Below are 22,874 nucleotides of genomic sequence, written 5' to 3' on the forward strand. Positions count from 1 at the left end.
AGTGTCATATCGGAGCATAACGTGGATGCTCCAGAACGCAAGCGCATCCGTGGCAGAATGTCGCTATGCCGAGCATTGATCCCAGCGCCAAAGCCTGGGAGCTGACGCTGTCCAAGCGCGTTGGAGAGACCGTCCAGCGGCTGCGCGCCGAGCTTGGCCTAACGGCCATGCAACTGTCGGAGCGCACCCGCGAACTGGGATACCCAATCAGTCGAGTCGCGATCTCGAAGATTGAAAGTAACTCGCGCGCAGGGAAACTCGACGTAGCTGAATGGATCGTTCTCGCGTACGCACTGGACGTCCCGCCCGGTGCGCTGCTCTACCCTGACTTGCCAGACGGTTCCGTTGAAGTGTTACCAGGGTGGGTTTTGCCGGCTTGGGTGGCAATGTTGTCACTCGACGGGGAAACCAAGGGCGTCGCCGACCCGGTTCAGTTCCCCGAGCTCACCTCCTTGGCGAGTATGACCCTGAGACGGTTCGCCAAGGAGGAGGACCGCAAGGCCGCGTGGGGCCTCCACAGCGCCGAGATGGGCCAAGCGAGGGCTGAGAAGCGCGAACCGCGCTCTGAGGTTGTCGAGGCGGCATTGCGATCGGTTGCGCAGATTTCCCGCGATATCGCCGATCTCAATCAGCGAATGGCGGAGATAGAGGGCGCGGTCGTCAAAGACGTGGATGAGAACGATGCCTAGGCAACGCCTGGCGCCCGGTGAGCACGGGAAGATCACCGAGCGTGAGGTGAAACGCAAGATCGTGGTCGGCGGCAAGACCAAGACTGAAACCCATTACTTTGCAACAACTTACGTTCGTCTCCACAGTGGCAAGCTGCGGGAGCGTGAAGCGTCGTCGCGGAAGTCCGCAGAAGATGCGCGGCGCGAGCTGAAACGCCGCATCACAGCCGAACTTGAGGCCGGGGAACCCGCCGGGGTAATCAACCAACGCACGACGCTCTCCGAACTGTTCACGGCGTGGATACCAGCCAAGGTCGCAGAGGATCGGATCGGCGATCGGACCGCGACCCTCTACCGGGATACGTGGCGGCTGCACGGTGAACAACAACTCGGGGAACTGCGGATCGCGGAACTGTCGACCAGCCGCGCCGACGCTCACCTGAAAGCGTTGCCGTCGTCGGCGGCGATCTATATGCGCATCATCCTGTCGGGCATGTACGGCCTGGCTGTCAGGTTCGACGTGATAGCCCACAATCCGATGCGGGAGACCAAGACCGCCAAGACTGAACGCAAGCCCGCACGGGGGCTCACCGCGATGGAATTCGAGGAAGTGCGCCAGGCCGTCAAAGTCTTTTGCGAGCACAAGGGACCAGGGCCTCGGCGGGGCCGGATGCTGCCCGCGTTCATCGAGCTGCTCGCGGCCACCGGTGTGCGGCCGGGGGAGGTGCTGGCGATCGAGTGGCCAGAAGTCGACCTTCTCGCGGACATTCCTACCGTCACGGTCAGCGGGACCGTCGTCGACAGCGGGAGAGTGGCCGGCAAGTCACTGCATCGGCAGGACTCACGCAAGGGTGGCGCGCCGGCCCACACGGTGACGCTGCCCGCGTTCGGGGTGAAGGTGCTCACCGACCTGTACGGGGTGACTGGGCCGGATGGCACGGTGCTGAAGAACAGGGACGGGGGCCTGGTGAGCCTGTCGAACATCCGCTCGTCGCTACGGGAAGCGCTCGCCCCTCATGAGCACCTGAAGTGGGTGACGCCGCACAGCTTCCGGCGCACCACCGGGACAGTCGTGCGGGATGGGCTCGGCGTCGAGGCCGCACAGCACCAGCTCGGCCATGCACAGCTCGCGACCACCGAGGGCCACTACGTTCAGCGTGTGACGTCGGGGCCGGATACCCGCGCTGTACTGGACAAATGGGCCAGCAACGGAATCTGAGAACCGAATTTACGGGGAAAATACGGGATTTCACCGTTTCGAGTTAGCTGGCAAACTCTCGCAAGTCTCTGACCTGCATGTATGGAGCCGATGACGGGAATCGAACCCGCGTATTCAGCTTGGGAAGCTGATGTTCTGCCATTGAACTACATCGGCATGGTGCTGACGAAGGATAGCAACCCGGCCCGAGCTGTGGGGCAGGTGGGCGGGCGACGCGCGGTGAGTCTAAGAAATTGACGCCGACGGATCTGACGGGCGATGACCTGTGTTTGGCGAAGGTTGCCGGCGTAGGTACCGGCGGATGCGCAGTGCGGACCCGGCAGCTGGGCCCGCCCGGCGAAACAGACGACCCCAGAACATGATTGCCATTCACATGCCAGCCTGAGAGTCGGGTAAATCCTTGGGCTGGCGTTCTCAGGCGCGCTCTCTACCGTCGGTGTGGTGGGCTCCATCCGGTGCTGAATGGAGCGAAGAGGCCCGCAGCCCGGGCCGAACCAATCAAGGGACTCAACGCATGGATGTTGTCATCGGTATTGCCATGACCTCGCGCGATGCCCGGCTTCTCCTGGTCGAGGGCACCCGCGGCGATGGCGCGGTGATCGACCACAATTCGCTCGACGCGGATGACCGGGCCGGCGTCGAGCACTCTGGTTTCCGTGAGCGCGTCGTCAACGCGGTGATCGACACGCGCGACGCTGCCCCGGCCAATGGCTATACGGTTGCTCGCGTCGCACTGACCTGGACCGATGCGGTGGCCAGTGAGGCCAAACTCGTTCTCGACGCCCTCGAGGAGCTCGGCATGATGAACGCGGTGGTCTCCGGTGTCGACGCATTCGAAGCGGCTGCCGAGTACACCGTGCAGATCGCGGACTGCGACTCGGTCGCGCTGTGCATGGTCGAACCTGAGGAGGCCATGCTGGCCGTGACCGGGGCCGAGGGTGAGGACGGCACGCGTCGGCTGCGTAGCCGCCATCTCGTCGGACCGGATGCGGCCACCGCCGTGCTGGCCCTGCGCGGTCTGTGCGACAGCTTCCCCGAGCCGATCGCCGAGGTTGCGATCGCCGGATCGGCACCAGAAGCGGAAAGCCTTGTCGGGCAGGTTAATTCGGTGATTTCTCGGCCGGTGGTGCTCGGTGATGACGCAGCCCTGCTGCTGGCTCGTGGCGCACTGATCGCCAGTGAAGGCATTCGTGACCAGGCTGCTCCGGCAGTCAAACCTGCCCCGCTGACGCACACCGTCGCCATGGCCTTGGCGACAGCGGTGCTGATCTTGGCGGGTTCGGTGTTCCTGGCGATGACCGTGCGCGGCGGCGGCCACGGCAGCACCCCACCGCAGGCGTCGACCCCGGCTGAACATGCCGCGCCGGCATCGCCCACCGAATCGGTTCACACCGTGGTGCGCAGGGTGGTGCCACTGGCCGGGCAGGCAGCCGACAAATCTTTCGTGCTGCCCGACGCCGAGCGCGCTGTGGCGCCGTCTCCGGGAGTGGTCCGTCGGTAACCGATACGCTCGTCGGGTGCTGCTCTCCGATCGAGACATCCGGGCCGAGATCGCCGCGAAACGCCTGGCCATCGAGCCGTTCGACGATGCCCTGGTGCAGCCGTCGAGCGTTGACGTCCGCCTGGACAGCCTGTTCCGGGTCTTCAACAACACCCGCTACACCCATATCGACCCGGCCAAACAGCAAGATGAGCTGACCACGCTGGTCGAGCCCGCCGAGGACGAGCCGTTTGTGCTGCACCCCGGTGAGTTCGTGCTCGGCTCCACCCTCGAGGTGTGCACGCTGCCCGACGACCTGGCCGGACGCCTGGAAGGCAAGTCTTCGCTGGGCCGTCTCGGATTGTTGACGCACTCGACGGCCGGGTTCATCGACCCCGGCTTCTCCGGGCACATCACCTTGGAACTGTCCAACGTCGCCAACCTGCCCATCACGTTGTGGCCGGGCATGAAGATCGGCCAGCTCTGCCTGCTGCGGCTGACCAGCCCGGCCGAGAATCCGTACGGCAGCGACAAGGTCGGCTCGAAATACCAGGGCCAGCGTGGTCCGACGCCGTCGCGCTCGCATTTGAACTTCATCAAGTCCTAGCCGCCGAGTGGCCACCTGTGACACGCAGACCAGCGATTCGTTTGTCATAAGTGGCCGCTGGGGGCGAAAACCCTGAGCTGCCCGCGACGGCGATCGGCGTTTTCCACCTGCGGCGCCGGGACGAGCCACAAAACCCCGGTGAACTTTCAGTAACCACACCGCAACACGAAACACAGCTGAAACACGTACGCCGCGCCGCTGAAACGCGCGCCCGACATTCTCGTCGAGACCAAAGGAGCTCGACGTGCCCGAAATCGATCCGGCGGCCACTGCCTGGCTGCTCGCCAGTACCGCGCTGGTCCTGCTGATGACCCCCGGCCTCGCCATCTTCTACGGCGGCATGGTCCGCACCACCGGCGTTCTCAACATGATCATGATGAGCTTCATCTCGATCCCGCTGGTCACGGTGGCCTGGCTGCTGGTCGGCTACACCCTGGCGTTCTCCGATGACGCCGGAGGCGGCTTCATCGGCGGCCTGCAGCACATCGGCATGCTCGGCATCACACCCAGCACCGCCCACGGCTCAGTCCCTGAGCTGTTGTTCGCCACGTTCCAGCTGACCTTCGCGATCATCACTGCCGCCCTGGTCAGCGGGGCCATCGCGGACCGGGCGAAGTTCGCGGCCTGGATGCTTTTCGTGCCGCTGTGGGCTGTTGGCGTGTACGCGGTCGTCGCGCACTGGGTCTGGGGGCCGGGTGGCTGGCTGGCCGGCCTGGGCGTGCTCGACTACGCCGGCGGCCTCGTCGTCGAGATCGTCTCCGGCTCATCGGCCCTGGCCCTGGCCCTCGTGCTGGGCCCGCGGATCGGCTTCAAACAGGATGCGATGCGCCCACACAACCTGCCTTTCGTGCTGCTGGGCGTCGGCCTGCTGTGGTTCGGCTGGTTCGGCTTCAACGCGGGCTCGGCATTGGCGGCCAACGGCACCGCCGCCGCGATTTTCCTCAATACCCTGGTGGCCGGCTGCCTGGGCATGCTCGGCTGGCTGACGGTCGAGCAGGTCCGCGACGGCAAGCCCACCACCTTCGGTGCCGCGTCCGGCGTGGTGGCCGGCCTGGTGGCGATCACCCCGTCGTGCGGCACGGTCAACACCCTTGGCGCGGTCGTGGTCGGCCTGGCAGCCGGGGTGGTGTGTTCCTTTGCCATCGGCCTGAAGTTCCGGTTCGGTTATGACGACTCGCTGGATGTGGTGGGCGTGCACTTCGTCGGCGGCGTGGTCGGTGTGCTGCTGATCGGATTCCTGGCCACCGAGGTGATGACCGAGGGCCCGCAGGGCCTCTTCTACGGTGGCGGGCTGACCCAGCTGGGCAAGCAGCTGCTGGGCGCGGTCGTGGTGGCCGCCTACGCGTTCACCGTGTCGTACGCGCTCGCCAAACTGATCGACCGGTTCATGGGGTTCCGGCTCAGTCCCGAAGACGAGACCACCGGCGTCGACTTCACACAGCACGCCGAGTCCGCATACGCCGAAGGCGTACACGGGCACTTGCCCCAGCGCCGCCCGGGGTTGTTCGGCGGGACCCTGGGCCAGTTGGGTCAGTTCGGCGACCGCGAGCACCGGCCGGCCGAGGAGGACAGCGCGGGATGAACCGGCCGGCACCGTTTGTCGTAATGCCGAGTAGTGTCTAACTAACCGGCGCCGGCACGCACCATGCCGTCGCGGTCCGACCGGGATCTCAGCGCTGCAGCTAACGCGCGGGGGTGTAACGATCGAGCACGTTGCACCGATGAAGGTTCTAGTTGTCGGTTCGTGCGATATGTGTGCGCAATGGCGACAAGCGCAGTGCAGCAAACACATTGGAGGACTCGGTGGACATCGTATTGGGTGTGGCGATGGCACCTACAACGGTCCGCATGGTGCTGGTCGAGGGGGAGAAAGCCGACGGGGTCACCGTCGATCACGACGTCTTCGACGTCACCGCCAGTGAAGATTCGGCAACCACGAGTGCAGCCGATCAGGTGGTCGCTGCCATCCTCGGGACTCAGGAGAGTGCCACCACGGGTGGGCACCATCTGAAGTCGATCGGTGTCACATGGACCGACCATTCGGACGCGTCTTCTCTGCGCGACGCCCTGTCCACGCACGGCATCGACGACGTCATGCTGGTCTCCGAAAGCCATGCCGCCGCCGCCCTGGCTCAGGCGGTCGGCCGCGCAGTCGGCTATGCCACCACGGCGCTGCTGTTCATCGACCGCGACGCCGCGACGCTCTCGGTGGTCAAGACCGATGACGGCTCGGTGGTCAAGGTCTTGAGCCGTTCCCTGCACAGCGCCGACGCCATGGCCGTGCTCACCGAGATGGCCGCCGCCGTCGACGCTGCCGAATCCGCGCCGGACGGCATGTTCGTTCTCGGTGCGGGAGTCGACGTCGCCTCGGTCAAGGCACACCTGGAGCCCCTGGTGTCGCTTCCTGTCAGCGCCCCGGACGAGCCTGAGATGGCCCTGGCCCGCGGTGCCGCACTGGCCTCGGCCAACGCGCCCGCGTTCGAGGCGACCACCGTTGGCCTGGCCTATTCACAAGATCCCGACGGGACGACCGCCGGCAGCGCCTACGCGCTGGCCGGTCTGGCCACCGAGATGGCTCCCGTCGGTGCCGCTGGCCTCGGCGGCGTCGACCTCGTCGCCGACGAGATGCCACTGGACGAGGAACGCAAGCCGTTCCTGCTTGTCGGTTCCGCGTTGACGTCGGTGTTCGTGGTTGGTGTTGTGGCCCTGGTCATCTCGCTTGCGGTGAGTATCCGGCCGACGGTCGATCAGCGTCCCTCCCCGGCACAGGGCGCAGTGGCTCCGACTGCCCCGGTCAAGGTCCCCGCACCCGCACCCGCACCCGCACCGGAAGCCCAGCCCGCGCAGCCGGCGGCCCCGCCCCCGGCCCCGCCGCCAGAGACCATCAAGGCCCCGATCCCAGTGGTCCAGGAAGCACCCGCACCGCAGGCCCCGCCGCGCACGGTCTACGTCGAGCAGCCCGCCGCGGCCCCGCCGCCTGCGCCCGAGGCGCCCGCCCCGGCCCCCGAGGCTCCGCCGCCGGCCCCCGCACCCGTGGCGCCGCCTCCGCCGGCCCCGATCTACAACCCGCCGGCGCCCTACATCCCGCCGCTGGTCGTGCTGCCGCCCCCGCCGCGGCTGCCGAACATCTTCCGACCGCCGTGGGAGCCCCGTAAGGAGTCGCCGCGGTGGGATCCACCATCACGCCACGAACCGGAGACCCCGCGATGGCCAGGTTCGGGCTCGGATGACTGGAATCCCGGTCGGGGAGCCGGCGATTGGAATCCCGGTCGAGGCTCTGGCGACTGGAACCCGGGCCGGTCCAGCGGCTCCGGTGACTGGAACCCGGGTGGTTCAGGCTCCGGGGATTGGAACCCCGGGCGGTCCGGCGGTTCCGGTGGTTCCCGCAGCGGCGGTGACGGCGGAGGGTTGTGGCCCTTCCCGTCATTCGGCGGGCACTGAAAACCGTTACCTGACGTTGGCCTGCCGCTCAGTGTCACGTAGCGGCTAGCTCATCATCGCGGCCTATCCAGGCAGTATGCGATGCACCGTATTCGGTACCGGCTATCTGGGCGCGACACATGCCGCAGGCATGGCCGAGCTCGGTCACGAGGTGATCGGGGTCGACATCGACCCGGGCAAGGTGGCCAAACTCGCCGCCGGTGACATCCCGTTCTACGAACCCGGCCTGCGTAAGGTGTTGAACGACAACCTGTCTGCCGGGCGGCTGCGTTTCACCACCGACTACGACGAGGCCGCCGATTTCGCTGACGTGCACTTCCTCGGCGTCGGCACCCCGCAGAAGAAGGGCGATTACAGCGCCGATCTGCGCCACGTGCACGCCGTCATCGACACCCTGGTGCCCCGGCTGCGGCGGTCGGCGGTGATCGTCGGCAAGTCCACCGTGCCGGTCGGGACCGCCGCCGACCTGGCCGAGCGGGCCCGAGGTCTGGCGCCGGTCGACGTGGACGTCGAGGTTGCCTGGAACCCGGAGTTCCTCCGCGAGGGCTACGCCGTGCACGACACGCTGCACCCGGACCGCATTGTGGTTGGTGTGCAACGTGATTCGCTACGCGGCGAGGCTGCCGTGCGTGAGCTCTACGCGCCGATGATCGGCGACGGGGTGCCCTTCCTGGTCACCGACCTGGAGACCGCCGAACTGGTCAAGGTGTCGGCCAACGCGTTCCTGGCCACCAAGATCTCATTCATCAACGCGATCTCCGAAGTGTGTGAAGCCGTCGGCGCCGACGTCACCCTGCTGGCCGATGCACTGGGCTATGACCCGCGGATCGGGCGGCGATTCCTCAATGCGGGCCTGGGCTTTGGTGGTGGCTGCCTGCCCAAGGACATCCGGGCATTCATGGCCAGGGCCGGCGAGCTGGGCGCCAACCATGCCCTGACGTTCCTGCGAGAGGTCGACAGCATCAACATGCGCCGCCGCACCGCGATGGTGGAGCTGACCACCCGGGCCTGTGGTGGATCGCTGCTGGGTGCCAACATCGCGGTCCTGGGCGCGGCGTTCAAGCCCGAATCCGACGATGTGCGCGATTCTCCCGCACTCAACGTCGCGGGCATGCTGCAGCTCAACGGCGCCGGGGTGAACGTGTATGACCCAAAGGCGATGGACAACTCGCAGCGGGTGTTCCCGACGCTGAACTACTCCACCTCGGTCGTCGAAGCCTGCGACCGCGCCGATGCGGTGTTGGTGCTCACCGAGTGGGCCGAGTTCGTCGACCTGGACCCGGCCGAGCTGGCGGACACGGTGCGGGTCAAAGTCGTTGTGGACGGCCGCAATTGCCTGGATGCGCAGCGGTGGCGGGATGCGGGATGGCGCGTGTACGCGTTGGGACGTCCGGTCGCCACTGTTTGACGCTTGTAGAACAAATTTCGCGGTCGTAGGCTCGGGCCATGCGGGAACGAATCCGGTGGATGGCCCTGCACGGGGTGGTTCGAGGCATCTCTGCGTACGGCGTGCGCCGCGGGGATCCACAGGCTCGGCTGATCGCCGACCCGGCGGTGCGGGCCGACCCGGCGCCATTCGCAGATGAGATGCGCCGCCGCGGGCCGATTGTCCGTGGCCGTGCGCTCTACATGACGTTCGACCACGGCGTCGCCACCGACCTGTTGCGCTCGGACGATTTCCGGGTGTCCCGGCTCGGCGGGAACCTGCCCCGCCCCCTGCGGTGGGTGGCCGACAAGACCTATACCGGCGGGCTACACCCCCTGATGCCGCCGTCACTGCTGGCAACCGAGCCTCCCGACCACACCCGTTACCGCAAACTGGTCTCCTCGGTGTTCACCACCCGGGCGGTCTCGCGGCTGCGGGAGCGGGTCCAGGAAACAGCCAACGACCTGCTGAACGCGATGGATGGGGACGGGGTGGTCGACATCGTCGACCAGTACTGTGCACAGCTGCCGGTCGCGGTGATCAGCGACATTCTCGGGGTGCCCGATGCGGACCGGCAACAGATCCTGCACTTCGGCGAGTTGGGCGCGCCGAGCCTGGACATCGGCCTGACGTGGCGGCAGTACCAGGAGGTGAACTCCGGCATCCACGGATTCGAGACCTGGCTGACCGATCACCTGCGCCACCTGCGGCGCCACCCCGGCGAGGACTTGCTCAGCCAGATCATCGAGGCCTCCGAGGCCGGTGCGGCCGGGGAACCGCTCAACGAATCGGAACTGCGGGCGCTGGCTGGGCTGGTGCTGGCAGCGGGGTTCGAGACCACGGTCAACCTGCTGGGCAACGGCATCCGCATGCTGCTCGACCATCCCGAACACCTGCAGACCCTGGCCGCGCGGCCCGAGCTGTGGCCGAACGCCGTCGAGGAGATCCTGCGCCTGGATTCGCCGGTCCTGATGAGCGCGCGGGTGGCCCTCCGCGACACCGAAGTGGCCGGAACCCCGGTCCAGGCCGGGGAACTGGTCATCATCCATCTGGCCGGCGCCAACCGCGATCCTGCGGTGTTCACCGATCCGCACCGCTTCGACATCGAACGCGACAACGCCGGGCGGCACCTGTCCTTCTCCGGCGGCAGGCATTTCTGCCTCGGCGCCGCCCTGGCCCGGGCCGAGGGCCAGGTGGGCCTGCAGACCTTCTTCGACCGCTTCCCCGACGCGCGGCCGGCCGGTGAGGGCAGCCGGCGGGAGACCCGCATCCTGCGCGGTTGGTCGACTCTGCCGATCGCGCTCGGGAAGGCACGCACAGCGGTAAGTTCGTGACGTGGACTTCCGAGCTGCTCTGCTCGACCAGACCCGTTCGTTCGGGGAGCTGATCGCCTCCAGCGATCCCGAGACGCCGGTGCCGACCTGCCCGGAGTGGACGCTCAAGCAACTGTTCCGCCATGTCGGGCGCGGAAACCGTTGGGCGGCACAGATTATCTCCGAGCGTCGGGTGTCCCCTCTCGACCCGCGTGAGGTACACGAGGGCAGGCCGCCCGATGATCCCGAGGCCGCGATCGAGTGGCTCAATGCGGGTGTGGTCCAGATCCTCAAGGCTGTCGACCAGGTTGGTACCGACACCAGGGTGTGGACGTTCCTGGGCCCCAAACCCGGGGGTTGGTGGATCAGGCGCCGGGTGCACGAGGTGGCGCTACACCACTGCGACGCCGCGATGGCCTTGGGAACCACGTTCGACATGCCGGTCGACCTCGCTGCCGACGCGGTCAGTGAGTGGATTGAGATCTCCACCGGCATGGCCAACAAACGTCACGTCGAACCTCTCGCGTCGGGATCCAGCTTCCACCTGCACGCCACCGACGAGGGGCTGGGGCCCACGGGGGAGTGGACCGTGGAGCACGACGAGGACGGACTCGGATGGTCCCACAGTCATGGCAAGGGCACTGTCGCGCTGAAAGGGCCGGCCACGGACCTGTTGCTGGCCATCACTCGGCGGCGTACTGCGGCCGATCTCGGGCTCGAAGTGTTCGGCGACACCGCGACCTGGGACACCTGGCTGGACCGCACACCGTTCTGAGTGGCGTACGTTTCGTTCATGACCACTTCCGAGATCGCCACGGTCCTGGCCTGGCATGACGCACTCAACGAGGATGACCTCGACACCCTGATCTCGCTGTCCAGTGATGACATCGAGGTCGGAGATGCCAGTGGGGCCGCCCAGGGGCACGTGGCCCTGCGTAACTGGGCTGCATCGGCCGGTGACACCGTGACGCCGGGACGGATGTTCGTGCACGACGGCGTGGTCGTCGTCGAACAGACCATCATGGCGGCCGACGGGACCACCCGCACCGGTGCGGCCGCGTTCCGGGTAGTGCACGACCACGTCACGTCGGCGTTCCGTCACGACACCCTGGCCGCCGCGCTGGCCGCCACCGAGCTCACCGAAAAAGACCTCGTCAACTGACGATCAGCCCGTAACCTGCGTGATCAAGTCTGGTTGCCGCGCTTGTGTTTTGGGACTGCCGTGAAATGGGTGTTCCGCCTGGTCAGCGCGGAGTACCGTCAGGTCATGGAGTAGGTCGCCAACTCTAGAAGGAACGGCAATCATGACGAACGAAGGAATGGAGAGACCGCACACCGGCTCGGGGCACGTCGCGGAGCACGCGACCGTAGAACACCGCCACGTCGAGGAGCATGCGGCGCTGTATACCAGGCACCTCGCCGCGCACGAGAAACTCTATATGCGGCACCGCGACGAGCACGCGCGCCTGGCTGAGAAGCACATCACCGATCACGACCGGGCAGCCGATGCGGCCGCGCTACGCAGGGTGGCGGTCTCCACGCGGCACGCCGGACAGCACCTCGGGATCGCGATCCGACAGGCGTCCCAGCTTGCCTGGCTGAACCTGCGGCACGCCGGTGAGCGTGTCGACCTGGATCGCCGTCATGCGGCCGAGTTCATCGGCCAGGAACGCAGGCATGCGCAGGAAGATCGGCACGAAATGCACAAGGCGTCATAGGTCCCGATCAGCGGTCAGCGGGTGGCCGTGTTCGGCGTTGCCAACACGGCGGCGATGGCCGTCGTCAACGGAACCGACAGCGCCAGGGCGATGCCGCCCACCGCGGAACGGGCGATCTCGATCGCCACACTCTCACCGGTCAGCACATCGGGCAGTGACCGGTTGGCCACGCTGAACAACAACAGCAGCGGCAACGCACTGCCGGCATAGGCAAGCACCAGGGTGTAGACGGTGCTGGCGATGTGGTCGCTGCCCACCCGCATGGCGCCGACGAAGATCGAGCGGCGACTGCCGCCGTGCTCGGCGAGTTCGAAAACCGCCGAGGCCTGGGTGATGGTCACGTCGTTGAGCACGCCGAGTGAGCCGATGATGAACCCTGCCAGCAACAGCCCGGTGATCGACACGTTGCCCAGGTACGCGGCGACCTCGTTGTTCTGATCTTCGGACAAGCCTGTCAGGTGGGCCAATTCGATTGCCGCCCAGGACAAGATGGCGGCCAACAGCAATGACGTGAGCGTGCCCAGCAGGGCCGCGCTGGTGCGCAGGCTGACGCCGTGGGCCAAATAGATCACCGCATACAGGATGGCTGCCGAGGCCACCAGCGCCACCGGGATCGCCGGGGCGCCGTCGCGCAATGCGGGTAGGAGGAAGATCATCAGCACCGCGAACGCCACCACGATGCCGACGATCGCCCGCAGTCCGCGCCAGCGCGCCACCGCCACGATGACCACCGTGAACACCACCGCCATGGCGATCAACGGCCAGGTGCGCTCATAGTCGAAGAACGCATAGCTCGTCGTCCCGGCCTCGTCGACCTGCCGGCTTATCCGGATGCTGTCTCCGGCAACGAGATTCGGTTGGCCAGGGCCGGTGGTGAACTCGAGCAGTGTCTTGGCGCCCTTGTTCGGGCCCGAATCGATGGCCACCAGGTTCTGCACACATGTGCCGCCGCCCGGCTCTGCCGGCCTCGGTGAGGACGTCAGCACACCGCCGGCCGACGGGCTACCGCAGTCCGCCAGCGTGCTGGAGACCACGTGCCCGGCTTCGGTGGTGACGGCGCCGCCCGCGGCGTTCTGAAACGGCAGCGGAATGTCGACCTTCTGGTGGCTGGGCCACAGCAGGGCGGCGCCGACTAGGACCGCCAGCCCGATGGCAACCAAGAGGCCGACGACGATCCGGGCCGCCAGTGGACCCAACGGCGACGGGCCGGCCAGAGAATGCGAGTGGGAATGCGTGTGCGCCACGTGGACAGCGTAGAGCGGGTCCCTGTGGCCCGGCGCGGGGCTTACTGGCGGTAGCCGGCCAGGAAGTTGCCCAGCCGCTCGATGGCCTGGGCCAGGTCCCGCGCCCACGGCAGCGTGACGATGCGCAGGTGATCCGGTGTGGGCCAGTTGAATCCAGTGCCCTGCGTCAGCAGGATCTTCTCCTGCAACAACAGGTCGAGCACCAGCTGCTCGTCATCGTGGATGTCGTGCACCTCGGGATCCAGGCGCGGGAACGCGTACAGCGCACCCGAAGGCTTCACACAGGACACCCCGGGGATCTCGTTGAGCTTGGTCCACGCGGTGTCCCGCTGCTCGAGCAGCCGGCCGCCGGGCAGTACCAGATCGTCGATGCTCTGGTGCCCGCCCAGCGCGACCTGAATCGCGTGCTGCGCAGGAACATTCGGGCACAACCGCATGTTCGACAGCAGGCTGATGCCCTCGATGAAGCTGCTCGCGTGCTCCTTGGGGCCGGTGATGACCAGCCACCCGGAGCGGTAACCGGCCACCCGGTAGGCCTTCGACAGTCCGTTGAAGGTCAGCGTCAGCAGGTCGGGAGCCAGGGTTGCCAGCGAGATGTGCTTGGCGTCGTCGTAGAGGATCTTGTCGTAGATCTCGTCGGCCAACAGCAACAGCTGATGCCTGCGGGCCAACTCGACCATCTGCTCCAGGGTTTCGCGGCTGTATACCGCGCCCGTGGGGTTGTTCGGGTTGATCACGACCAGCGCCTTGGTGCGCTCGGTGATCTTGGACTCGATGTCGGCGACGTCGGGATTCCAGCCCTGGGTCTCATCGCACAGGTAATGCACCGGCGTGCCGCCGGCCAGTGCGGTCGACGCCGTCCACAGCGGATAGTCCGGCGCCGGGATGAGCACCTGATCACCGTTGTCCAGCAGCGCCTGCAAGGTCATGGTGATGAGTTCGGAGACGCCATTGCCCAGGTAGACGTCTTCGATGTCGAACCGGGGGAAACCCTCGACCAGTTCGTAGCGGGTGAACACCGCGCGGCGCGCGCTGGCGATGCCCTTGGAGTCCGAATAGCCCTGCGCGTACGGCAGCGCCTGGATCATGTCGCGCATGATCACATCGGGTGCCTCGAAGCCGAACGGCGCGGGGTTGCCGATGTTGAGTTTGAGGATGCGGTGCCCTTCAGCTTCCAGCCGTGAGGCATGCTCGTGTACCGGCCCACGGATCTCGTACAGGACGTCCTGTAGCTTCGTGGACTGGGCGAACGTACGCGGCTTCGGGTGCTGACCGGTCTGCCACGGCAACTGATGGGTAGTCACGCCCACCATGGTCTCATCACCGTCCACTGATTTTGGAATTTGCCGATCCCTGAGGTGGCCACCGCCACACCTGGCCGATTCGCCACAGGGCCCCTGATACGCCGAACGGCCACCTCCCCGGCGTGGGGAGATGGCCGTTCGGTGCGTTGCGACGCTCAGCGCTTACCGGGACGCTTGGCGCCCGGCTTGATGCCCAGGCCCACCACGGGCGGTTCCGGCTTGGCATCCTCGGCAGGCGCTTCAGCAGGCTTCTCAGCCGCTGATTCCGGGGCCGGCTCGGCGGCAGGTGCGGCCGGAGCCGGCGCGGCCGGAGCAGCCTTGGCGGCCTTCTTGGCACCCGGGCGACGCGCGCCCGCCGCGATGCCCAGACCCACCACGGGCGGTTCCGGCTTGGCCGGTTCAGCCGGTGCCTCGGCCGCGGGTGCCTCCGCAGCGGGAGCCGCGGGGGCAGCCGAAGCTGCCGGCGCGGCCTTCTTGGCACCCGGACGCCTCGCGCCGGCCGCCAGGCCCAGACCCTTCACCGGAGCCGCCGGAGCTGCCGGGGCCGCCGGCTCTGCAGCGGGAGCGGCCGACGCGGCCGGAGCCGCGGTCTTCTTGGCGCCTGGACGCTTGGCGCCACCGGCGATACCCAAGCCCTTGACGGGAGCAGCCGGGGCGGCCGGAGCTTCAGCCGGTGCGGCCGACGCGGCCGGAGCCGCGGTCTTCTTGGCGCCTGGACGCTTGGCGCCACCGGCCATGCCCAGCCCCTTGACCGGGGCCGGGGCCGCAGCAGGTGCGGCGGGTGCCTCGGGGGCGGGGGCTTCCTCAGCTGCCGGGGCCTCCTCGACGACCGGTGCCGGTGCCGCCGCGGCGGCCTTGGCCTCTGCCTCGGCGCGTGCCTCGGCCCGCTTCTCGGATTCCTTTGCCGCCGTGCCCTTCTCGGGCAGTGTGATGGCGCTCTTGTCCAGCGAGTTCAGCAGCAACTGAGCCACGTCGAGCACTTCGGCCTTCTCGACGTCGCGGGCAGCGGCCACGTCGTCGACACCGTCGGTGATCATCACGCGGCAGAACGGGCAGCCGGTCGCGATGGTCGAGGCGGTGTCCATCGCCTCTTCGGTGCGCTCGACGTTGACGCGCTTGCCGATGTGCTCTTCCATCCACATCCGCGCACCACCGGCACCACAGCACAGGCCGCGGTCGGCGTGGCGGGGCATTTCTTTGAGCGTCACGCCGGAGGCCTCGACCAGCTCACGCGGAGCCTCGTACACCTTGTTGTGGCGACCCAGGAAGCACGGGTCGTGGTAGGTGACCTCGGGCCCGCCGGTGGACTTGACCGGCACCAGCTTCTTGTCCCGGACCAGGCGGTTCAGCAGCTGCGTGTGGTGCACGACGGTGTAGTTGGCACCCAGCTGCGGGTACTCGCGGCCGATCGTGTTGAAGCAGTGCGGGCAGGTGACGATGATCTTGCGATCGACTGTCTCGACACCCTCGAACAGCTCATTGATGGTCTCGACGTTCTGCGCGGCCAGCTGCTGGAACAGGAACTCGTTGCCGGACCGGCGAGCCGAGTCGCCGGTACAGGTCTCACCGGTACCCAGCACCAGGAACTTCACCCCGGATGCCGCCAGCAGTTCGGCGACGGCCTTGGTGGTCTTCTTGGCCCGGTCCTCGTAGGCGCCGGCACAACCGACCCAGAACAGGTACTCGAAGCCGTCGAAGCTCTCCACGTCCTCGCCGTAGACCGGCACGTCGAAGTCGACCTCGTCGATCCAGTTGGTGCGGTCCTTGGCGTTCTGGCCCCAGGGGTTGCCCTTGGTTTCCAGGTTCTTGAACAGCACGCCGAGCTCACCGGGGAACTCCGACTCGACCATGACCTGGTAGCGGCGCATGTCGACGATGTGGTCGATGTGCTCGATGTCGACGGGGCACTGCTCGACGCAGGCACCACAGTTGGTGCAGGACCACAGCACGTCGGGGTCGATGACGCCACCCTGCTCGGCGGTGCCGACCAGCGGACGCAGCGCCTGCTCGGGGCCGGAGCCTTCGATGCGCGCGTAGCCGTCCTCGGGCACGCCGTGGCCGTGCAGGCTGTCGCCCAGTTTGGCGAAGTCCACCGAGCCCTCTTCAGGCATGGGCTTGCCCTCGATGATGTACGGAGCCTTGGCGAACAGGTGATCGCGAAGGTTCATGATCACGAGCTTGGGAGACAGCGGCTTACCCGTGTTCCAGGCCGGGCACTGCGACTGGCAGCGACCACACTCGGTGCAGGTCGCCATGTCGAGGTTGGCCTTCCAGGTGAAGTCCTCGATGCTGCCCTTGCCGAACACCGCGTCCTCGGCAGGATCCTCGAAGTCGATCTTGTCGCCCTTGTATTCCATGGGCAGCAGCGGGCCGAGGCCGTCGGGCAGACGCTTGAAGGTGACGTTGATCGGGGCCAGGCCGATGTGCAGGTGCTTGGAGTGCAGCACGATCAGCAGGAAGGCCAGCATGACACCCAGGTGGGCCAGCAGCGCGATGGTCTCCAGCCACACGTTGGCGGTGTGGCCCAGCGGGGCCAGCAGCGCGGCCATCGCATCGGAGAAGAAGGCGCCCGACTGGTAGGGGAAATCCTCGTCGAGCACGTTGACGGCCGCACCGCGGAACACCGCGTAGGTGGCGATGACCAGGAAGATCATGATCAGGATCGTCCAGGCGCCGCCGTTGTGCGAGCCGTAGAAGCGGGATTCGCGGCCCAGTTGCTCGGGGTTCTTCCGGATGCGGATGATCGCGAAGACGATGATGCCGGCCAGCACGGCGACGGCGAAGAAGTCCTGCAGGAAGCCCAGCACGGCCCAGCGGCCGACCAGCGGGATGTGGAACTCGGGGTCGAACAGCACGCCGTAGGCCTCGAGGTACACCGTCGCCAGGACGAAGAAGCCCCACATGGTGAAGAAGTGCGCGAGGCCGGGGATCGACCATTTCAGCAGCTTCGACTGCGCGAAGACTTCCTTGTTCTGGTTCAGGAAGCGGGTGACGAGATGGTCCTTGCGGCCGCGCTCGTCACCGACCTTCTGTCCCGAGCTGATCAGCTTGGTCAGCCACAACACACGCTTGCCGGCGAACGCCAGCACGACGAGCGTTGCGAGCACACCGAGAATCAGCCGCGACACAGCCAGTGTGTGTTCGAGACTCTCCACAGAAACGCCTCCATTCGCGAGTTACTCGCGGGTAACTTGGGCATAGTTACCCGTCGGTAACTTAGCTTCCTTCAGCTCATAGTGACATTTAGGTGTTTCGTACCGCTACCGAGGCTTACCTAACTTCGAGCGCACTGTGGTATAGCTCTCAGCCCTGCGGGGCCAGCATCGCCCGCAGCATCGACAGCATTTCGGTGCGTGACTCGGCACCTAGACGCCGCCGGATGCGGGCCACATGGTGCTCGACGGTCTTCGCCGAGATGAACAATTGACCGCCGATGTCGCGGTAGGGCATCCCGAGCAGCAGCAGTTCGGCCACTTCCCGCTCGCGGTCGGACAACTTGGTCGACGACGCGGCGGAGGCGGCCTGGGGTGCGGCGGGCGGCGCGGCCGGCGCCGCCGGGGTGACGTCCGCCTCGTCGACCGCAGTGGTCTGCTTGAGATCGCGGGCCAGCTGCAGCATGGCCTGCGAAACCCGCGCGTCCGGAGTCTGCAGCGCGGCCTGGCTGGCCAGCCGGGTGCCATCCCAGGTCAGGCCGAACTGCGAGAGGGCCCGGGCCGCGGCGGTCACCTCATCGATGTCGACATGGTTGGCCAACACCCGCAGCCAGGTGCGCCCCCCGTTGGCCAGCGCCCGGGCGAAGGTGCTCTGCCCGGCCGCAGCCGTCAGCGCCTGCCCGTGCGGGGCGACGGCGCCAGGCGAGTTGGCCAGGATCCCGGCGTGCACGCCGGCCCAGTGCAGGGGTACCGACCACAACACCGGAGTCCCGAGCGCTGCGAGCAGCTCCCACGACTCGGCCAGCGCGTGCTCCAGGCGGTCTACCTGCCGCATACGAGCCCCGGCCACCCACAACTCACCGAGCGGCAACAGGGAGAACAGGTCGATCGAATACTCGGCGAGCACCTCCACCGCGGCATACCAATATTTCTGCACCGCGCCGCTGTCACCGCTGCGCCGGGCGATCGCCGTACGTAAGGCGGCAGCCCACAACGCGTCGCGCCGGTGCAGATCCTCACCCGCTTCGGCGGCGGCGACGTCGGCCCCGGCGGCGGTGAGCTGGCCGTCCTGCATCTTCACCCAGCCCAGCAGTAGACGATGCCGGGCCGCGCTGAACGCCTCATCTGGGCCGCCGGCCCGCACCGCCCGGCTGATCACGCTGCGTGCCCGCACCGAGTCGCCGCCGTGCAGCGCGGCCAGGGTGACCAACGCGGCCGGCGTGTCGGGGCCGACGCCGCCGGCCTGATACTCGGACGTGACCGCCTGTCCCAGCCGCGCCACGGTCACGGCGAACGGCTGATCCAGCGACAGCACCAAGCCTTCAGCCAGGCTGCGGGCCGCGCGCGCGGTCGAGGTGGGTGGCCCGGCTGCCTCGGTGCTCGACGACGCCCGGGCCGCGTCCGCGTCACCGGCCGCGAGGAACGCTGTCGTGCTCGCTGAACTGACCAAGATGTCCGGGTACGGGCCGAGCCACCGGAACAGATCGGCGGCCTGGGCCGCGCTGCCGTCGTGCATGGCGACGCTGGCTGCGATCCGTACCGCGGTGGCCCGTTCATCGGAGTCTTCGGAGCCGAGCAACTCATCGGCCATCCGTGCCGCGGTGGTGCAATCGCCGGCCAGTGCCAGCGCGTCGGCCAGCCGGGTGCTGACCGCGGCCGCGCCCGCGGTGACCGCGGCGCGGTAGAGGCGTGCCGCGCGCGCAGGCCGGGCGCGATTGTGAGCAGCGTGCTCGGCCAGCGCCTCGGCCAGCCGATCGTCACGCAGGCCGTGTTCGGCCAGCCGCACCGCGAGGTCGGCAGACAACGTGGACAGTTCGAGTTGTGAAGCGAGAAGGGACATCTCGATCTCGTGGTGACGAGCGGCGCCGGCGATCTGGGCGAGTGACTCGTGAACCATGCGCACGAACCGGCGATCGTGAGACTGCTCCACCAATCCGGCGGCCCGGGCCCGATCCACCAGCGCCGACGCCTCGGCGCTGCTCAACCGCAGCGCGGCCGCCACGTCGTCGGGGCCGAGGTCGTGACTCAACGACAGGATCAACAGGGCATCGCGGGCGTCCTCGTCAACGCGGCGCAACCGCTGCAGCAGGGCGAATCGGGCCGCGTCGGCCGGCGCCTCGGCCGCGGCTGCCGCCGCCAACAGAAACGGCAATCCCGCGGTCACGCCCAGGACCGATTTGACTGTCTCCTGGGTGGCCGGGGTGCCCACCGCTGAGCTCAGAGCCCGGCCCACCTCGGCGGGGGACAGTGGGCCCAGCCGTACCGGGGGGTTTTCCCGTTCCAATGCGGTGGCCAACGCGAGCAGTGCCGGGCGGTGTGCCAACGGCTCGCTCGCCACCACGACAGTTGCTCCCGGATCGGCGACTTTCTCTGCAAGACAGTCGATTTCACCGTCATCGAGCAGATGCGCATCGTCGATGACGAACGCCGCTTCGAGTGCGTCTTCCGGTCGCGGAGCCCGGGTCAGCACAACCCGGTCGGCCGCGCGCAGCACCCCGCGAAGCTGGGCGAGCACGGTGCTCTTTCCAGTTCCGATGCCACCGGACACCAGCAGCTTGACCGGTGCGGTCGGGCCGGCCAGTACGGCCTCGATCGCCGGCCGGGCAGCCAATGCGAGCTCCGGAACGGGCTCCGGTGCGGTCATCGGTGTCCGCCTAGGCGCCGCCGTCGCCCTCCGCCGCAGTCGTTGTGACCGGCTGCTGGGTGGTGGTCGGCGGCTGTGTCGTTGTCGGTGGCTGGGTTGTCGTCGTCGGCGGTTGCGTCGTGGTGGTCGTGGTGCGGGTGGTCGTTGTCGTCGGCGCCGTGGTGGTCGTCGTGGTCGTTGTGGTGGTTGGGCTGCTCGTCGTGGTGGTTTCCGAGGATGTCGTCGTCTCCGGCGGCGGCGGGGGCGGCGCCACGACGGTGGTCGTCTTGACCCCGTCGGGACCCTCGGTGACGGTCGTGATCGGCTCAGGCGGTGGCCCTTCCGGAGACGGGCCCATCGAATAGGTGGTGCTGGTCTCGGTGACCGGAGTCGAATCCCCTTCGGAGCTGGTCAATGTCACCGCGAGGCCGCCGGCAGCCAGCAGGGCGGCCGCTGCCGCAGCCCCGAACAGGATCGGTGGGCGTTTGTACCAGGCGAGTGGAGCCGGGCCGGAGTCGAACATCTCTTCGTCGTGGCTGAACTCGACGGGTGGTCGTGCCGCCGTGTTGCCCGCAGGCGTCTCGTACTCGCTGCCCGCATACGGCACCGGCTCGTTGCCGGGTGCGTCGTCTTGGGACCAGGCCAGCGCCCCGAAGTTTCCCGAGTCGGCGTTGGCAGAGGGGCCCAGTCCCGTCGGGGCCATGCCGGTCGGAGCGTCGGCGGCGGCGACCTCGGGAGCCAAACCCGTTGGCGCGTCAGCGGCCGCCACGATGGGTGCCATCCCGGTGGGCGCGCCGGCGTCGATGACCCGTTCGGCCACCAGCGTGGCCCCCGCCGCCACACTGAACTGCGGGCGGGCGGTGGTGGCGACCGCAGAGCGTAACCGTTCCGACAGCCGTTGGGTGACAAGCGGAATCGCCGCACCCCCGCCGACGGTGGCTACCGCGTTCACGCTCGACAGCGCGATGTTGTTGCGCTGCAACGTGTCTTCGATGGTGTCCAGCAGGCCGGCCAGCGGTGCGGACATGAGTTGTTCGAGTTCGGAACGGGTCACCCGGACATCGGAGTTGAACCCCGGCAGCTCGGTGTGAACCACCGTGGCGGTATCGGCCGACAACCGCTCTTTGGCCTGGCGGCATTCGGACCGCAACTGGGCTAGCGAGCCCACCGCGGCGGTGCCTGCCGGATCGGCATCGCCGGCCGCGGCGACTCCGCTGAGCACATGGTTGAGCAGCGCCTGGTCGATCAGGTCGCCGGAGAAGTCTGGATAGCGCACCGTCGGGCCGATGGTGGCGAACGCCGCGCCCGCGTCGGCCAGCGTGACGCTGGTGCCGCTGCCGCCGAAATCGCACAACACCACGACACCCTCGGTGGGCAACCCCGGATCAGCCTGCAGGGCCGCCAGTGCGGTCAGCGAGTCCGGCACCAGGCCAGGCGCCGCACCGGAGGGGGCGAGCGCGGGATAACGCGGCAGCACATCGCGCAGGGCGCTGACGGTGTTCTGACCCCAGTGCGCCGGGACCGCGATCACCACCGGCGTCCCGCCACCGGCCAGGCGTGCCATCGCGGCCAGCGCCTCGCCCAGCACCAGCTCACCGCGGTGCTGGGACCCGTCGGCCGCGACCAGTGGAACCGGGTCACCGACCCGCTCCACGAAGCCGGCCAGCGGCAGCCCGTGGCCTGTGTAATCGCCCACGTCCGGGGCACGGTCGTTGTGCAGGGTGAGGATCGATCGGCGGATCACCGGTTGGCGACCCTCGCGGGCTGCCACCAGGTTGGTCATCCCGATCGACAATCCCAGTGAGTCGGTCATCAGGCGTCACTCCTGTTGTCTCGGCCGAACCTCACCCTAGCTGCTGGGGCGTGCCGAGCCGGTGATTGATCCCCTAGTGGCGTCAATCCCCTAATGGCCAGCCCCCTAATACCTGGACGGAAGGGGTGGGTTCGGCACCGATCCCCGCGCCCGTGCAGCTGGCTAGCATTCAAATCGAACCGATGAGGAGGTGGAGCATGGCGAACACATTGCTGGACTTTGTGATGGCGCTGGTACGCGACCCCGATGCCGCGGCCCGCTATGCCGCCGACCCGGCGCAGGCGATCGCCGATGCCCATCTGACCGATGTGACCAGCGCTGATGTCAACAACCTGATTCCTGTCGTGTCGGAGTCGCTCTCGGCGACCGGCGCCGGTGGCGGGTTCGGCGATCTCGGTGCCGCCGACGCGGGCGGCAACGTGTGGGCCAGCGGTGCGGCGACCGCGGCATTCGACGCCTTCGGTGATCATGTGCCCCTCGATTCCCCCAACGACGCCTGGGATGCCACGGCCGGCCACGTCATCGACCAGCCGGGCTCGCTGGACGATCTCGCCACCTCGGTGTCGTCAGGGTCGGCCATCGATGACGGCGGCCTGGCGAATCACCCGCTCGATGATCTGTCGCTGCAGCTCAACGAGCCCGCTATCGAGGATGCGCCCATCGTCGATCCGGCGTCGGCGCCTGATTGGGCCCAGCCGGTCGTCGATGACCAACACCCCACCGGCGGTGGCGCGGGATTCGACATCTTCGACTGACTTCTCGCCACGTCACGAAACGCACGACCCTTTGTGGTCGTGCGTTTTTTGCGTTCACCTGCGAAAACGTCAATAGTCCTTGGGGTCGAACCCGCCACCCCTACCGATCCC

At 67.6% G+C, this 22,874-nt stretch carries 17 protein-coding genes and 1 tRNA gene; 12 read left to right on the top strand and 6 right to left on the bottom strand.

Annotated elements, in window-relative coordinates:
* Positions 1-65: 65 nt before the first annotated feature.
* Positions 66-689 (top strand): helix-turn-helix domain-containing protein, encoded by a 624-nt coding sequence (locus BKG60_RS07410; RefSeq protein ID WP_070946336.1) that lies wholly within the window; start codon positions 66-68, stop codon positions 687-689.
* On the top strand, positions 682-1,887 hold the full coding sequence (locus BKG60_RS07415) for a tyrosine-type recombinase/integrase (RefSeq protein WP_070946337.1): 1,206 nt from the start codon (positions 682-684) through the stop codon (positions 1,885-1,887). The genes BKG60_RS07410 and BKG60_RS07415 overlap by 8 nt, the downstream gene beginning before the upstream one ends.
* 82 nt (positions 1,888-1,969) lie before the next feature.
* On the opposite strand, the gene BKG60_RS07420 is transcribed toward BKG60_RS07415, so the two are convergent.
* Positions 1,970-2,043, bottom strand: a tRNA-Gly gene (locus BKG60_RS07420).
* Positions 2,044-2,401: 358 nt separating this feature from the next.
* Here BKG60_RS07420 and BKG60_RS07425 point away from each other — a divergent pair.
* The 9 genes from BKG60_RS07425 to BKG60_RS07465 all read left to right on the top strand — a co-directional run bounded on the left by BKG60_RS07425 (position 2,402) and on the right by BKG60_RS07465 (position 11,872).
* On the top strand, positions 2,402-3,388 hold the full coding sequence (locus tag BKG60_RS07425; protein WP_070946338.1) for a DUF7159 family protein: 987 nt from the start codon (positions 2,402-2,404) through the stop codon (positions 3,386-3,388).
* A 16-nt stretch (positions 3,389-3,404) separates the two neighbouring features.
* Positions 3,405-3,974 (top strand): dCTP deaminase, encoded by a 570-nt coding sequence (dcd, locus tag BKG60_RS07430; RefSeq protein ID WP_070189495.1) that lies wholly within the window; start codon positions 3,405-3,407, stop codon positions 3,972-3,974.
* 244 nt (positions 3,975-4,218) lie between these two features.
* Complete coding sequence (locus tag BKG60_RS07435) at positions 4,219-5,556, top strand: ammonium transporter (RefSeq protein ID WP_070189496.1); 1,338 nt, start codon at positions 4,219-4,221, stop codon at positions 5,554-5,556.
* A gap of 221 nt (positions 5,557-5,777) precedes the next feature.
* Entirely contained in the window at positions 5,778-7,415 is a 1,638-nt protein-coding gene (locus tag BKG60_RS07440; RefSeq protein ID WP_083339382.1) for a DUF7159 family protein, read from the top strand.
* Positions 7,416-7,491: 76 nt separating this feature from the next.
* The gene (locus BKG60_RS07445; protein WP_070946339.1) at positions 7,492-8,823 is read left to right on the top strand and encodes a UDP-glucose dehydrogenase family protein; all 1,332 of its coding nucleotides are present in this window, start codon (positions 7,492-7,494) and stop codon (positions 8,821-8,823) included.
* A 38-nt stretch (positions 8,824-8,861) separates the two neighbouring features.
* Entirely contained in the window at positions 8,862-10,175 is a 1,314-nt protein-coding gene (locus tag BKG60_RS07450; RefSeq protein WP_070946340.1) for a cytochrome P450, read from the top strand.
* A 1-nt stretch (position 10,176) separates the two neighbouring features.
* Entirely contained in the window at positions 10,177-10,929 is a 753-nt protein-coding gene (locus BKG60_RS07455) for a maleylpyruvate isomerase family mycothiol-dependent enzyme (RefSeq protein WP_070946341.1), read from the top strand.
* A gap of 18 nt (positions 10,930-10,947) precedes the next feature.
* Complete coding sequence (locus BKG60_RS07460) at positions 10,948-11,316, top strand: nuclear transport factor 2 family protein (protein ID WP_070184631.1); 369 nt, start codon at positions 10,948-10,950, stop codon at positions 11,314-11,316.
* A gap of 142 nt (positions 11,317-11,458) precedes the next feature.
* Complete coding sequence (locus BKG60_RS07465; protein ID WP_070946342.1) at positions 11,459-11,872, top strand: hypothetical protein; 414 nt, start codon at positions 11,459-11,461, stop codon at positions 11,870-11,872.
* A gap of 14 nt (positions 11,873-11,886) precedes the next feature.
* Here BKG60_RS07465 and BKG60_RS07470 read toward each other — a convergent pair whose 3' ends face one another.
* The 5 genes from BKG60_RS07470 to BKG60_RS07490 form a co-directional block, all read right to left on the bottom strand.
* Positions 11,887-13,116, bottom strand: coding sequence for a YibE/F family protein (locus tag BKG60_RS07470; RefSeq protein ID WP_070946343.1), 1,230 nt, complete (start codon positions 13,114-13,116; stop codon positions 11,887-11,889).
* 41 nt (positions 13,117-13,157) lie between these two features.
* Positions 13,158-14,447 (bottom strand): pyridoxal phosphate-dependent aminotransferase, encoded by a 1,290-nt coding sequence (locus BKG60_RS07475; RefSeq protein WP_070184625.1) that lies wholly within the window; start codon positions 14,445-14,447, stop codon positions 13,158-13,160.
* A 128-nt stretch (positions 14,448-14,575) separates the two neighbouring features.
* The gene (locus tag BKG60_RS07480; protein WP_070946344.1) at positions 14,576-17,575 is read right to left on the bottom strand and encodes a (Fe-S)-binding protein; all 3,000 of its coding nucleotides are present in this window, start codon (positions 17,573-17,575) and stop codon (positions 14,576-14,578) included.
* Between the two features lie 148 nt (positions 17,576-17,723).
* Entirely contained in the window at positions 17,724-20,216 is a 2,493-nt protein-coding gene (gene iniR, locus BKG60_RS07485; protein ID WP_070946345.1) for an isoniazid response ATPase/transcriptional regulator IniR, read from the bottom strand.
* A gap of 10 nt (positions 20,217-20,226) precedes the next feature.
* A complete protein-coding gene (locus BKG60_RS07490) occupies positions 20,227-22,008 on the bottom strand; it encodes an Hsp70 family protein (protein ID WP_070184949.1) in 1,782 nt (593 codons plus the stop codon).
* A 197-nt stretch (positions 22,009-22,205) separates the two neighbouring features.
* On the opposite strand from BKG60_RS07490, the gene BKG60_RS07495 reads away from it, so the two are divergent.
* Entirely contained in the window at positions 22,206-22,763 is a 558-nt protein-coding gene (locus BKG60_RS07495) for an Rv0340 family IniB-related protein (protein ID WP_070946346.1), read from the top strand.
* The last annotated feature ends 111 nt before the right edge of the window (positions 22,764-22,874 follow it).

Origin of the sequence: Mycobacterium syngnathidarum (assembly GCF_001942625.1) — a bacterium.
GTDB classification, from domain to species: Bacteria; Actinomycetota; Actinomycetes; order Mycobacteriales; family Mycobacteriaceae; genus Mycobacterium; species Mycobacterium syngnathidarum.